The sequence below is a fragment of the Sphingobacterium sp. MAE genome (assembly GCF_056711605.1).
On record NZ_CM160044.1, the window covers coordinates 1775029 to 1788787 of the forward strand.

12 protein-coding genes and 1 riboswitch are annotated in these 13759 nt (G+C 37.1%); of the genes, 5 read left to right on the forward strand and 7 right to left on the reverse strand.

Annotated features, from left to right (window positions below; all coding sequences use genetic code 11):
• Positions 1-39: 39 nt before the first annotated feature.
• The 6 genes from AC06G9_RS07475 to ubiE all read right to left on the reverse strand — a co-directional run bounded on the left by AC06G9_RS07475 (position 40) and on the right by ubiE (position 4341).
• The gene (locus AC06G9_RS07475; protein WP_480957807.1) at positions 40-1335 is read right to left on the reverse strand and encodes a voltage-gated chloride channel family protein; all 1296 of its coding nucleotides are present in this window, start codon (positions 1333-1335) and stop codon (positions 40-42) included.
• A 48-nt stretch (positions 1336-1383) separates the two neighbouring features.
• A riboswitch (Fluoride riboswitch) is annotated at positions 1384-1446 on the reverse strand.
• Positions 1447-1451: 5 nt separating this feature from the next.
• On the reverse strand, positions 1452-1826 hold the full coding sequence (locus tag AC06G9_RS07480) for a DUF423 domain-containing protein (protein ID WP_293928651.1): 375 nt from the start codon (positions 1824-1826) through the stop codon (positions 1452-1454).
• Positions 1827-1836: 10 nt separating this feature from the next.
• Positions 1837-2283, reverse strand: coding sequence for a GNAT family N-acetyltransferase (locus AC06G9_RS07485; RefSeq protein WP_293928652.1), 447 nt, complete (start codon positions 2281-2283; stop codon positions 1837-1839).
• A gap of 53 nt (positions 2284-2336) precedes the next feature.
• Entirely contained in the window at positions 2337-2786 is a 450-nt protein-coding gene (locus AC06G9_RS07490) for a GatB/YqeY domain-containing protein (RefSeq protein WP_045752836.1), read from the reverse strand.
• A 13-nt stretch (positions 2787-2799) separates the two neighbouring features.
• Positions 2800-3564, reverse strand: a complete 765-nt coding sequence (locus AC06G9_RS07495) for an SDR family NAD(P)-dependent oxidoreductase (RefSeq protein ID WP_480957808.1) — start codon at positions 3562-3564, stop codon at positions 2800-2802.
• 36 nt (positions 3565-3600) lie between these two features.
• Positions 3601-4341, reverse strand: a complete 741-nt coding sequence (ubiE, locus tag AC06G9_RS07500) for a bifunctional demethylmenaquinone methyltransferase/2-methoxy-6-polyprenyl-1,4-benzoquinol methylase UbiE (protein ID WP_480957809.1) — start codon at positions 4339-4341, stop codon at positions 3601-3603.
• 432 nt (positions 4342-4773) lie between these two features.
• Here ubiE and dnaB point away from each other — a divergent pair, with 432 nt between their 5' ends.
• Positions 4774-6381, forward strand: a complete 1608-nt coding sequence (gene dnaB, locus AC06G9_RS07505; protein WP_045752833.1) for a replicative DNA helicase — start codon at positions 4774-4776, stop codon at positions 6379-6381.
• Between the two features lie 1191 nt (positions 6382-7572).
• Here dnaB and AC06G9_RS07510 read toward each other — a convergent pair.
• On the reverse strand, positions 7573-7977 hold the full coding sequence (locus AC06G9_RS07510; RefSeq protein ID WP_045755296.1) for a flagellar basal body-associated FliL family protein: 405 nt from the start codon (positions 7975-7977) through the stop codon (positions 7573-7575).
• A 340-nt stretch (positions 7978-8317) separates the two neighbouring features.
• Between AC06G9_RS07510 and dinB the strand changes: the two genes are divergently transcribed.
• The 4 genes from dinB to AC06G9_RS07530 all read left to right on the forward strand — a co-directional run bounded on the left by dinB (position 8318) and on the right by AC06G9_RS07530 (position 13759).
• Positions 8318-9418, forward strand: coding sequence for a DNA polymerase IV (gene dinB / locus AC06G9_RS07515; RefSeq protein ID WP_480957810.1), 1101 nt, complete (start codon positions 8318-8320; stop codon positions 9416-9418).
• A 98-nt stretch (positions 9419-9516) separates the two neighbouring features.
• On the forward strand, positions 9517-11646 hold the full coding sequence (locus AC06G9_RS07520) for a S9 family peptidase (RefSeq protein ID WP_480957811.1): 2130 nt from the start codon (positions 9517-9519) through the stop codon (positions 11644-11646).
• A gap of 154 nt (positions 11647-11800) precedes the next feature.
• The gene (locus AC06G9_RS07525) at positions 11801-12589 is read left to right on the forward strand and encodes a beta-carotene 15,15'-monooxygenase (RefSeq protein ID WP_248754212.1); all 789 of its coding nucleotides are present in this window, start codon (positions 11801-11803) and stop codon (positions 12587-12589) included.
• Between the two features lie 15 nt (positions 12590-12604).
• A complete protein-coding gene (locus AC06G9_RS07530; RefSeq protein WP_248754211.1) occupies positions 12605-13759 on the forward strand; it encodes a 1-deoxy-D-xylulose-5-phosphate reductoisomerase in 1155 nt (384 codons plus the stop codon).

The window sequence follows — 13759 nt, forward strand, 5'->3', positions numbered from 1 at the left end:
ATTCATTTAATGATGATCCATGAGCTGTTTTTCTAGCTTTTAGAAGCTCTTTAACTTTTCGTATAGACTTGCTCTTCGAGTTCGCAAATGGAGGTAAAACCGATGCTTTGGTCCCTTTTGCATTTGAGTGGCGTATATGCCTGTTGAGCCTGAGCAAAAATACGCGATCAGGCACGCTACAGTGAAATAAATACCTGCTTCATATCCGAATAACTCAATACCCATTATTAAACACGCTAACGGTGTGTTGGTTGCTCCGGCAAAGACAGCGATGAAGCCCATTGCTGCCAGTAGCCCCAAAGGTAATGGAATGATACTAAAAAGGGCATTGCCAAGGGTAGCACCAATGAAAAACAAGGGGGTTACCTCTCCTCCTTTAAATCCGGCAGCTAGTGTGAAAGTGGTTAATAAGAGCTTGATCAAAAAATCATAAGCATTTAAAGGACTATCAAAAGATGCTAATATCGTTGGGATACCTAAGCCAATATATCGTGTATTTCCTAATAACCAAATGGTGGCCACCAATACTAATCCTCCAATAAAAGGCCGCAGTGGGGGATAGTTTATCTGGTTGAAAATAGCCGTAAAGAAATCGCTGCATCGGGTAAATAGATATGCTGCTAGTCCAAAAACAACACCTGCTGCAATTGTATAGAGCATATACTGACTATTTATTGCAGGTATGCTCTCATGGATCTGATAATGCGTGTGAGCTACATTCCAAAATGAGCAGGCATAGTTGGCTACAAAGGCGACTATGATGCTCGGTATAAATGCTTTTAATCTTGATTTACCTCCAGTAATCACTTCCAATCCAAATATTGCTCCCGCCCAAGGTGTTCCAAAAACAGAAGCGAAACCAGCACTGATACCCATAATGATTAAAATCTTACGATCGTCCTGATTGAGTTTGAAAACTCGGGTGCATTGATCAGCGATAGCTCCACCGATTTGTACAGCTGTGCCTTCTCGTCCTGCAGATCCTCCAAAAAGATGCGTTAGAAGTGTGCTAACTAAAACTAGGGGCGCCATCCTTAGCGGGATACTCTGTTCGCTTTGGTAGTATTCTTTAAGTAGGAGGTTGTTTCCTTTACTGGATAGGCCTCCATAGTAATAATATAATATGCCAATTAGTAAACCGGCTATTGGTAATCCAACGATAATCGCTGGGTGAAGTTCGCGATAGTTGGTGACCCAAGATAAACTGGACAGAAAAAATGCCGAAATAGAACCGACTATAATGCCGATGAGCACCGTAATCGACAACCACTTTAAAATGAAAATGATTGTACGCTGAAAGGCAAATTTTGAAAAGATATTTTTTTTTGTCAACATGTCTACTTGATCATAACATACACAATTATAGATCGTGCTTTTTGCACGATCGGAGTAGACGTCATCAGCTTTATCAAGCGGTTCAGGGCAGACATCATGGCCTTATTAAGCCTAAGTTAGATAAAACGAATGATTAATGCAACCCAACCTGCTATCATCAGGAGCCCTCCTAGTGGTGTAATAGGGCCTAGGAATTTTAAGTTTTTATTCCAATACTGTGCAAATGATAAGAAGTAGATGCTGACTGAAAAGAGTAATGTCCCCAATGTGATCCCATAGAAGGCAAATCGTTCACTATATAGATCAAATGATAGGTTAAATCCAATGATCAAGAGGGTGATGGCGGCATACATCTGGTAGCGAACACCAACTTCAAAAGAGGCTAGTTTTTCTTCGCTAATCAATTTTTTAAAGGCATGTGCCCCAAAAGCGCCAAGCATAATGGCTGTAGAACCTAAAATAGCTGCTGTAATAATAACGATATGATTCATATAATTAAATTTAAGGTTTTATCATGTCAATATGAGGAATTCCATAATCTAAATATTCATCCGATACTTGCTCAAATCCAAAACTACCATAAAATTTTCTAAGGTAAGTCTGTGCCCCAATTTGAATCGCTGTCCTGCCATGCTTTTCATAGCTGTACGCGATCGATCGAGCGATCAGTAATTTGCCATAATTGTTGCCCCTAAAGGTAGGGTTGGTGACAATTCGACCGATTGACGGCTCTGGGTAAGAGAGGCCTGGAGGAACGAGTCTGGAATATACAACAACTTCATCATTGATCTCTGCCCAAAGATGGCTACATTGATAATCTTTATCATCTAATTCGGGATAAAAACATTGTTGCTCGTTGACAAAAACTTCTACTCGTAATTTGATAATGCGATATAATTCTGCTGTAGTTAATTCAGAGAAGGTCTTATGTTTCCAAAATAATTCCATAAAAAAAGAAGAGCTATATTGCTATAGCCCTTTTAATAATTAAGTATATTTAATTAAGCGAGTAAACTTTTTACAAGCTCAGATATTGTGCGTCCATCGGCTTTTCCTGCTAACTGTTGATTAGCGGCACCCATTACTTTACCCATATCTTTTACAGAAGATGCTCCAGTAGTACTGATGATATCTTTGATGATTTTTTCGACTTCTTCTCTGCTCAATTGTTTTGGTAAATAAGCTTCGATTACTTCTTGTTCCTCCACTTCAATAGCGTACAGATCTTCTCTGTTTTGATTTTTATAAATTTCAGCAGATTCTTTTCGTTGTTTAACTAATTTTTGAAGTACTTTTATTTCAGTCTCTTCTGTCAATTCCTCTGTGTGACCTTTTTCTGTTTTAGCTAATAATATTGCTGCTTTTACTGCTCTAAGGCCGCGCAATTTATTCGCATCTTTTGCGATCATTGCCGCTTTAATATCTTGATTTATTTTTTCTTCTAAAGTCATATTTTAATTGATTTTATGATTTTCTATTTACAATCGTTCCAGTTGCTTGGGCAGTTGGCATAATGATCAGGTCATTAATGTTGACATGCTTGGGTCTACTGATAACAAATGCTATGGTTTCGGCAATATCTTTTCCTGTCAATGCCTCGACTCCTGTATACACATTTTTTGCTCGTTCTTTGTCACCTTTAAAACGTACTTCTGAAAATTCAGTTTCTACCATGCCAGGATTAATGCCTGTTACTTTTATATCTTTCGAAAGAAGATCGATACGCATGGCTTGATTAAGGGCATCTACGGCATGCTTACTTGCACAGTAGACATTGCCGTTGGGATAAACTTCTTTGGCAGCAATCGAGCCTATATTGATAATATGTGCTCCTTCTTGATCTTGCAATAATGGAATGACGGTTTTTGTTACATACAATAATCCCTTGACATTGGTATCGATCATCCGGTCCCAATCGCCAATATCACCATATTGAATAGGATCTAATCCTTGGCTTAACCCTGCATTATTGATGAGTACATTCAAATTTTTCCATTCGGCGGGTAAGCCTTCAATTTTTGATTTCACTTCATCGTAGTTGCGTACATCAAGTTCAAAGATATGAATAGCAATTTGAGGATATTGTGCTGTTAATTTATCTTTGATTTCTTCCAGATTTTGGAAACGACGTGCGCATAGTAGTAAGTTGTAACCTTCTTGCGCTAAAACCTCAGCACATGCTTTTCCGATTCCTGAACTTGCTCCTGTGATGAATACTGTTTTTGACATAGTATTGGTGTTAAAAATAAAACTAAACTGAGATTTTTATTTTGTAGCGATATAAATTGTACATACGCCAAAAGTCTGGGGACGAATTACGGTGTCTGAAAAACCTACTGCTCTAGTGATTTGAGCAAATTTTTCGCCATCAGGAAAACGAGCGACAGATTCTGGGAGATAGGAATAAGCACTTGAGTCTTTCGAAAATATTTTTCCGATCGTGGGTGTTATTCTCTTGAAGTAGAAATTGTATAATTGCTTGATTGGAAATTTTTTAGGATTAGAAAATTCCAAGATTACAGCTTTACCCCCTGGTTTCAATACACGACATATATCGGCCAATCCCTGCTCTAAATTTTCGAAATTTCGAACTCCAAAAGCGACTGTTACTGCGTCAAATGTGTTGTCTTCAAATTGCAGATGCTCAGAATCTCCTAACTGCACTTCAAATTGATTGGAGAGTCCTTTTTGCGTAATCTTTTGTTTTGCAACATCCAACATACCCTGAGAGATATCTACACCAATTATTTTTTTAGGATTTAATATCTTAATGGACTCCAATGCAAAATCTCCCGTTCCCGTAGCAACGTCAAGCATATATTGTGGAGCGATGGTTTTTAAAGCATTAATCGCTTTTTTACGCCAAATTATATCGATACCTAGGGACAAAAAATGGTTTAAAAAATCATAAGTTTTGGAGATGTTGTTAAACATATCTGCAACTTGTTGCTTTTTACCATCTTTCGCGTCTTTGTATGGTTTTAATGATGATGCTTCATTTGTCATAGTAGCAAAGATACAATATTCTGATTGAGCTTTAATATGATCGAAAAGGAAAAAATAAAAATTCAGAATTTTTGAGCTTAGCTTCCAATTTAAACCAAAATCGGAATAATCTTTTTAAAATTTCTTCCAATAAGCTTGTACGAATAGTGTGCGAAATAGCTTAACTTTGTTAACAGTGGTCAAAGTTGTTAACAACGTCTTAATGTATTGTAAATTAGATGCTATTTTTTGTTGTTAACATTTTTTTCCACATCAAATGTGGAAAAGTTAGGATGTAAAACGATGTTTATCAAAAGCTTTTAAGGTGATTGTTTTCACAACTATTTTAACTGTGTACAACTCTTAAAAAATCTCTACCTTATTTTTTATACATTTGCTATCCGCTATCAATTTTTTGGCGTACATGCACAAGTTTTTGGATATCACATAAAGATGAGTAACGATAATAATTTTGAAGATAATAATGCTGGAACTGGTAAGAAAACCAATTTCGGAGAGCGTAGGACTAAACTCAACAACTTAGTTAGCGGACTTGGCAAACTGCCGCCTCAAGCTTTGGATTTGGAGGAAGCTGTCCTAGGGGCTTTGATGTTGGAGAAAAATGCGCTAAGTGAGGTCATTGATATTCTTAAACCGGATTCTTTTTATAAAGATTCGCACCAGAAGATTTTCGAAGCTATTTTTAATCTCTTCCAAAAAACTTCGCCTATTGATTTGCTTACTGTGACCGCCGAACTTCGAAAGATGGGAGCTTTGGAAATGGTGGGTGGTGCATATTATATTACACAATTAACAGATCGCGTAGTTTCTGCTGCAAATATTGAATTTCATGCGCGTATTATCTCGCAAAAATATATTCAACGTGAACTGATTAAAGTTTCTACCGAAATTATCAATAGTTCGTATGATGAAACGTCAGATATATTTGATTTATTAGACCATGCAGAGAAGAGTTTATTTGATATTGCTCAAAACAATTTAAGAAGAGATTCTCGTAAAATGGATGATATCATGCGTGAAGCGATCTCTAATTTGGAGTTGTTGCGTGATCGTACAGATGGATTGACTGGTGTGCCTTCTGGATTGACCGCCTTAGATCGTATGACTTCAGGTTGGCAACCATCAGATTTGGTCATTATCGCTGCTCGTCCTGCAATGGGAAAGACGGCCTTTGTATTATCTGTAGCACGCAATGCTGCGGTTGATCATCAAAAACCTGTCGTGGTGTTCTCGCTGGAGATGTCATCTGTGCAATTGGTGAATCGTTTGATCGCTGGTGAAACTGAAATCGAACAAGAAAAATTAAAGAAAGGTAATTTAGCTGATCATGAATGGCAACAATTGCATTCAAGGATTGGACGTTTGACTGAGGCTCCTTTAATCATCGATGATACTCCCGCATTAAATGTGTTTGAATTTAGAGCAAAATGTAGACGTTTGAAAGCGCAACATGATATTCAAATGGTGATCGTCGATTACTTGCAACTTATGCATGGTAAGGCTGAGGGTAAAGGTGGTGGTAACCGTGAGCAAGAGATTGGTAGTATTTCAAGGGCGTTGAAATCTGTGGCTAAAGAATTGAATGTTCCGGTATTAGCTTTATCCCAATTGAGCCGTGCTGTAGAGTCTCGTCCGGGAAATTCAAAACGACCAATGCTTTCCGATTTACGTGAATCTGGATCTATTGAGCAGGATGCGGATATGGTATTGTTTTTATATCGTCCAGAATATTATGGTATGACAGAGGATGAGGAAGGCCGATCTACTGCTGGTGTGGGAGAGGTTATTATTGCGAAGCACCGTAATGGTGAGACGGGTATTGTACCGCTCCGCTTTATTGGTAAATACGTGAAGTTTGTGGATTTAGAAGATGAATTTACAGGGATGGGTGCTGCTGATGGATTTAATAATCCGACATCATTCAGTTCGCCAGCAATGAATCCTTCCGCCATGTTTAGTGGTGGTGATACCGGCGGTATGACAGGTGGTATCACGATGCCTTCGCGTATGAACGACATGCCTGATGATGCTCCTTTTTAGTAGTAGCATAGAAAAATAATTTGTCCAAAAGGGCTGTTTTCAATTCAATCTCCGTGCCGTTATAAGCGTACGCTACGATACTCTGTACAATCATTTGATTTTTAATGCAACAAATGAGCTTATTGCCGCAGTCTTCGGTCTTACAACCTTTCGGTTACAAAGGGTTGTAACCGATTCCGAGATTTGCGAAATCTCACGATTACTTTTGTGAAAACAAATTCTAATAAATAATCATCTTGTTGCAGGATATCGGCGATGTTGCTAGACTGCCACAGTCACCATATCCGGGCTGTCAGTCTCATGCGGTGGCCGTACTCTTTTTTTGTGAGTATGCTGGTCCCTGCTCCTGAGCGAGCGGTGGGATATTTTAGAAATCAAAAACCTATATTTTTTCGTTTATAATTCTTACCTAATTTATATTGTCAATGTATCCTTGGATATATCTTTGACCGAAGACTTGACTATTTTAATGGAATATAAATTGATAAAATAAAAAGTCTCCGTTTTTTAATATTACATCTTCAGTGTGTATTTAAGTTTTTGATTACTTGTGGACATGTTATTGTAAGAACGATGAGGATAAATTAACCTGATGGATATGATGATTCGGTTTTTTGACTCGGACTCTGTGTTTGAATATTACCCGTTCGTTCATGTGGCGAGTTTATGCTCATCTATCGCTTGAGCAGATGGAGCATTTCTTTTTAAATCTTTAAAAAACATTGTTCAAGCTAAATAAAGCCAGTTTTTATTCTTGTTAGCTTGTGACTAAGTATAGCTGGTGTCTATGGGTAATTTGAGTCTGATCCAGATGAAATGTAGGTTATAATCTGATCATATACACCGTAAATCCGTGTTGAGTCCGTGTTGAGTCCGTGTTCAGTCCGAGTTTATGGTGTTTTCACCATGATATCACTATTTTTGGTCCATACATATAGATGTAAGATATATTGAAGTTGCTGCCTACTCGTATCGCAGTATTTTGCAGTAGATGATAGAGAAAAGACCGGATATCTTTACCTTAGCGTAAACCAGATTTTTTATGAAAATTTTTCTGTGATATACTCAGGAGGATCAAAGTACCTTTGTTCAAAGTATATGTGATGATACTGGGAGCGTGTTGAAATATATAGGGGTATTACTAAAAAGCTGTCTCATGCGCTGGTCAGAAGCGTAGGAGGCAGCTTTTTCTTATTTCATGTTAATGACTTTATCGACAACATAGACCGTATTTCCTCTCCAAGGCAATACGCCATGATATTCCTTGTAGTGTAAATCGAAAAACTTACCACTATTTGTTTCGAGTTGCTTAAATATAGCTTCATCTTGAATGGAGAATTCAAATTGATTGCTGGCTACACCGCCTGCTTTCATCTGTCCGAAACCCTCTTGTATCAGTTTGCCTTCGTAGGTTTTAAACACATTTCCCTTTTTTACAGCGAAGTTTAAATAGCCTGATTTAACTCCTTCGCCAAAAACGAAAAAGTATTTATAGTATGTAATACTTGCTCCAAGGGCTAAAATGACTAGGATGGCGATCATTATGAATTTTTTGAAACCACCTTTCTTTTGTTGCGTATCGATTGAATTAGTCATATTTGAGTTTAATTTTAGTATAAACTTAGGTAAATTTGTTTGGATGGGCAATATCATTATTTGGATATCTATTCAAAATTAATCTTTTTTCTATTCTTTGTGATTGCTATTTGAAATGTCTAAACGGCCATTTCTTATTATGCTGGTGGATCGATCTACTTTCCAATTTTTAATACGACTATTGCACCTGTTTTTTAGCTATAGCGGAGCTTACTCAGAAAAAAATTACAATAACCATAAGTATAAATAGGATGTTTTTTGAGTTTGTTTATGGATTTTAAAATTTCAATAAAGGAGCATCTCTATATATTATTCTATAAATTTGTATAATTAGAAATTGATGATGGAGACAATAACAGATAAAAAGAGAAAAATTATTCATCTGGATATGGATGCTTTTTTTGCTTCTGTCGATCAACGTGATTTTGAAGATTTAAGGGGTAAGCCAATCGCTGTCGGTGGATCTCCTGACGGTCGTGGGGTAGTTGCTGCAGCGAGTTATGAGGCTCGAAAATATGGGGTTAAATCTGCCATGTCTTCTATACAGGCGCTCAAATTATGTCCTCATATTATATTTACCAAACCTAGATTTGATGTTTATAAGCAGGTGTCAGATCACATTCGCACTATTTTTAATCGTTATACAGATTTGGTGGAGCCACTATCTTTGGACGAAGCATTTTTGGATGTTTCTGATGATAAACAGCAGATCGGATCAGCTTTGGAAATAGCGAGGCGAATCAAACGAGAAATAAAGTCTGAGCTTAACCTTACTGTATCGGCTGGTGTATCTGTTAATAAGTTTATTGCTAAAATAGCTTCAGATATGAACAAGCCCGATGGGCTGACTTTTATAGGTCCTTCAAAAATATTGTCATTTATGGAGGAGCTTCCTGTTGAAAAGTTTTTTGGTGTTGGAAAGGTGACTGCTAATAAAATGCGCTCGTTGGGAATTTTTAAAGGTATGGATCTTAAGAAGCAGTCCCATGCTGATTTGATTCGTTGGTTTGGAAAATCGGGTGATTTTTTCTATCAGATTGTGAGGGGAATTGACGATCGTGCTGTTGTTCCTAATCGTATTCGTAAATCTATTGGTATTGAAGATACTTTTTCGCATGATATTGAACAATTGGAGGAGCTTAAATCTATTTTACATGATCTGAACACCCGTCTTTATGGTCGTCTTGAAAAAGGGGACAAACGGGGGAGAACCTTAACGTTGAAAGTGAAATATGCTGACTTCACGGTATTAACTCGAAGCATTTCAATCTTACAAATATTTTCTAATCAAGAAGATATGTATCAAGTTGCACTTGCTTTGCTCATTAAGTTGGAGCTTGATAAAAAGGTTCGATTGATGGGGATTTCGATTTCAAATTTTCAAGATGAAAAAATCGAACGTTTTGAGGGCTATCAATTATCGCTGTTTGAGGATATGTAAATTTTATTTGTCTATTCAGCTTGTTACAACTTAAATTTCTTGTAAATAGGGTCAATTTCCTATCTTAGTGGTCAAACTTAGATAATCTTCATATTTAAATGAGTAAATTAATTACCGCGCTGAGTCTTACGGCTTTTATTCTGGTATCAGAATCTTCAGTTCAAGCGCAACAAAAACGATTGGATTTTGATCAATCTTGGGGAAATCGAAATTCATTAACACAAAGTATCAATGGCTATCCAGGTTGGGCAAATAATACGGCTTATTTGGAGCGGGATGCGCAGGATGGCAAAGTGTATCAAGTGGATTTAAAAAGCGGTAAACGTGAATTGCATGTTGTGCCGGCTAAATCTTCTGTGAAAGTGTACATTTCAAAAAATGATATTTTTATTCAGGACGGTAATCAAGCTGCAAAGCAATTGACAAGCTCTCCGGATATTGCTGAGCAAAATCCAACCCTTTCACCAGATGGTAAGCTGGTCGCATTTACACGAAAAAGCGATTTGTATGCTATTGATTTAGTGTCGGGGAAAGAAATTCGCTATACGAATGATGGGACTGATGTTATTTATAATGGTTGGTCATCTTGGGTATATTATGAGGAAATATTAGGTAGATCGACCAATTATAAGGCTTTTTGGTGGTCTCCAGACAGTAAGAAACTAGCCTTTATGCGCTTTGACGATACTAAAGTGCCGATGTTTCCAATTTATGTGTCCAAAGGTCAGCATGGGTATCTAGAAGAGACGCGCTATCCGAAAGCTGGTGATCCCAATCCTGAAGTGAAAGTCGGAATTGTGAATGCTACTGGTGGTGAAGTGATATGGTCTGATTTTAATGAGAAAGATGATCAATATTTTGGTCAACCGTATTGGAGTTTTGATAGTAAAAATATTATGGTCCAATGGATGAATCGTGACCAGAATAATTTGAAATTTTATCAAGTAGATCCTAATTCTGGCGCCAAGAAAGAAATTTACGATGAAAAACAGTCTTCATGGATTAATTTGGATCATGATGAGCGGATTACTTATTTGGAAGATAATAAGCATTATATATTAAAATCGGATAAAACGGGCTGGGCACATTATTACTTATACACTTTAGGTGGTAAACTATTAAATCCGATTACAGCAGGTGATTGGCAGGTGACTTCATTGGAATATATCGATGAAAAAGCAAAAGTGGTTTATTTTATGGCTCGTAAAGAAAACTCTGCTCGATATGATTTATACCGTGTTGATTTTTCGGGTGAAAACATGAAGCGTTTAACATTTGGTGACTATTCTCATGATGTGAAGATTTCTCCTGATGGACGCTATTTTATTACGAATTACTCGAATGTAAGTACTCCAAACAGGATTGCTTTGGTGGATAATAAAGGTCAGATCGTGAAAGAGCTTGCCGATAGTAAATCTTCTGATTTTAATTCTTATAAATTTGGTGCAACTAAGTACTTCACGATCAAGTCTGATGATGGTCAGTATGATTTACCGGTAGTGGTTACTTATCCGACTGATTTTGATGAGACAAAAGAGTATCCTGTTATTTTTAGTATCTATGGAGGTCCTGATGCAGGTACAGTGAAGGATACATGGAAAGGAACACGAAGCCAATATTGGGCTAATGAAGGTATTATTCAGGTTTCTGCAGATCACCGTGCTTCTGGACAGTTTGGAAAGAAGGGGGTGGCTTTGATGCACCGAAACTTAGGCCATTGGGAAATAATCGATTATTCTACCATTGCAAAGTGGTTTAAGGCAAAGCCTTATGTGGCTAAGCATAAATTTTTAATAACGGGACATAGTTATGGTGGTTATATGACCTGTTTGGCATTAACCAAGGCCGCGAACGTTTTTGATTTTGGTATTGCAGGAGCCCCAGTTACTTCATGGGAGCTGTATGATACGCACTATACTGAAAGATGGATGGATACCCCTCAAGATAATCCTGAAGGGTATAAAAAGGGATCGGTATTGACTTATACCGACAACTACAAAGGTGTTTTACGCATCATGCATGGAGACATGGATGACAATGTTCATTTGCAAAATACGACACAACTGGTAGATGCCTTAACGGATCGTTCGGTACCGTTTGAGTTGATGATCTACCCAGGTAGTCGCCATGGTTTTGAAAGATCAAAAAATGCTTATGATTTTAAAGAACGTGTTCGTTTTTACTATCAATATTTATTGGAAAAACCAGTTCCAAAAGACTTCAAATAGAGCGGTAGTGATAAGAAAAGCCTTCTCAAATATTATTTTGAGAAGGCTTTTTTGATTTAGAGTTCTTTATCTTTAAAAAAAGATGAAATATTGATGTGTTAAATTGTTGATAACCAAAAATTATTTCATCTTTGTGTAATTTATTTTTATTTCGATGATTCAGTTTCTCAAGGAGAGCACTTTTGCTGTTAATGAAGTTTTAAGCAAGTCAATTCACATACTTAAGGGGCATTATTTCTCTATAGGAGGATTGCTGTTGTCTATTTTTTTATTGTTTGTCGTTGCGCATGAATTGACATTTTATTTAGAGATGTCAAGTATTCTTATCAAGATTCCTTTAATGTTATTATTTGCTGTTACTTTATTAGGTCTGCAGCTGTTTCTTTTTAAGTATATTTTGAATTTATTGGATCATAAGGAACATGTAGGGGTTGTCAAAACTTGGCCTTCTTGGTCAGAATTATTTATCTTTTTAGGTGGTATCGTGTTGTTTACGTTAGCTTCTTTATTGATTCTTGTCGTTGCCATGATTGTTTGTTTTCCACTTATCTATATGGGGATTGATACTGAGGTCGTTTCTTTTGAGATTGTACCTAATGTCGCTGCGATCTTATCATTCTTTATTTTGCTTCGAATTTCTTTTTTCCCCTTTTTTATCATTGATAAAGGAACTAATGTAACTAAGTCATTGCGTTGGAGCTTGGCGATTACAAAAGGAAATGTTGTTCGTCTATTTTTAATTTTGTTGAGTTTGACTTTTGTAAGTGTACTGAATATTTATTGGGTGTATATGGAGTATTCGATTATGGCGATCATATTTAGTTTGATAAATTCCTTTTTGATTATTCCACTAACATCGGTTGTGTATACTGTTGCGTACCGAGATATGGTTCAGGAATATAAAGGAAGTGAAGATCCTAGTATCTTAAGTAATATATTTTAATAAAAAAAATTGATTTTGAATAAAAAAGGAATAGCTGTTTTAGGTTCAACGGGTAGTATAGGTACACAAACCTTAGATGTGGTGCGGGCTTTTCCTGATCGTTTTGAAGTAGTTGTATTGACTTGTGGTTCTAATGCTCATTTATTAGTGGCGCAGGCGCTTGAATTTCTACCTCAGGCTGTAGTGATTATTGATGAAACACAGTTCGAATTTGTTAAAGCAAAATTAGGTCATACTGCTATCGCTGTTTACTCGGGTGTGCAAGCTTTGGAGGACGTTGTACAGATTGAACAGATCGATGTTGTTTTGAATGCTATTGTTGGTGCGGCAGGTCTAAGACCTACCATTAAAGCAATAGAAAATGGTAAAGATATAGCACTTGCAAATAAAGAGACTTTAGTGGTTGCCGGAGAGCTGGTGATGGGTTTAGCCTTAAAACATCAGGTGAAGATGCTGCCGGTTGATTCGGAGCATTCGGCGATCTTTCAATGCTTGGTGGGAGAGGACGCTAATCCGATTGAAAAGATCTATATCACGGCTTCTGGTGGTCCGTTTCGGGGGAAAGACCGGTCTTTGTTGGCCTCAGTAACTAAGGAGCATGCCTTAAAACATCCAAATTGGGTGATGGGCGCTAAGATCACTATTGATTCGGCTTCTTTAATGAATAAAGGCTTGGAGGTCATAGAAGCAAAATGGCTTTTTGATTTGGAAGTTGATCAGGTTGATGTCATTGTACATCCACAGTCTATTGTGCATTCTCTTGTTCAGTTTCAAGATGGGTCGATAAAAGCGCAGCTCGGGGTACCAGATATGAAATTGCCGATACAATATGCATTGTCTTATCCACTTCGTTTGGAAAATAATTTTGAACGTTTTAACTTTCTGGACTATCCGCAATTGACTTTTGAAAAACCTGATTTACATACCTTCCGAAATTTGGCATTGGCTTATGATTCATTGCGAAAGGGCGGTAATCGTTCTTGTGTGTTAAATGCAGCTAATGAAATCGTCGTGGATGCATTTTTAAAGGATAAGATCAGTTTCTTAGGCATGAGCGATGTGATCGAGACGGTATTGGAAAAAGTAAATTATCTTGCGAGACCAAGTCTAGATGACTATATTGAGTGCGATTATGCTGCGAGGAGAATCGCAGAAGAAATAATCAATTAA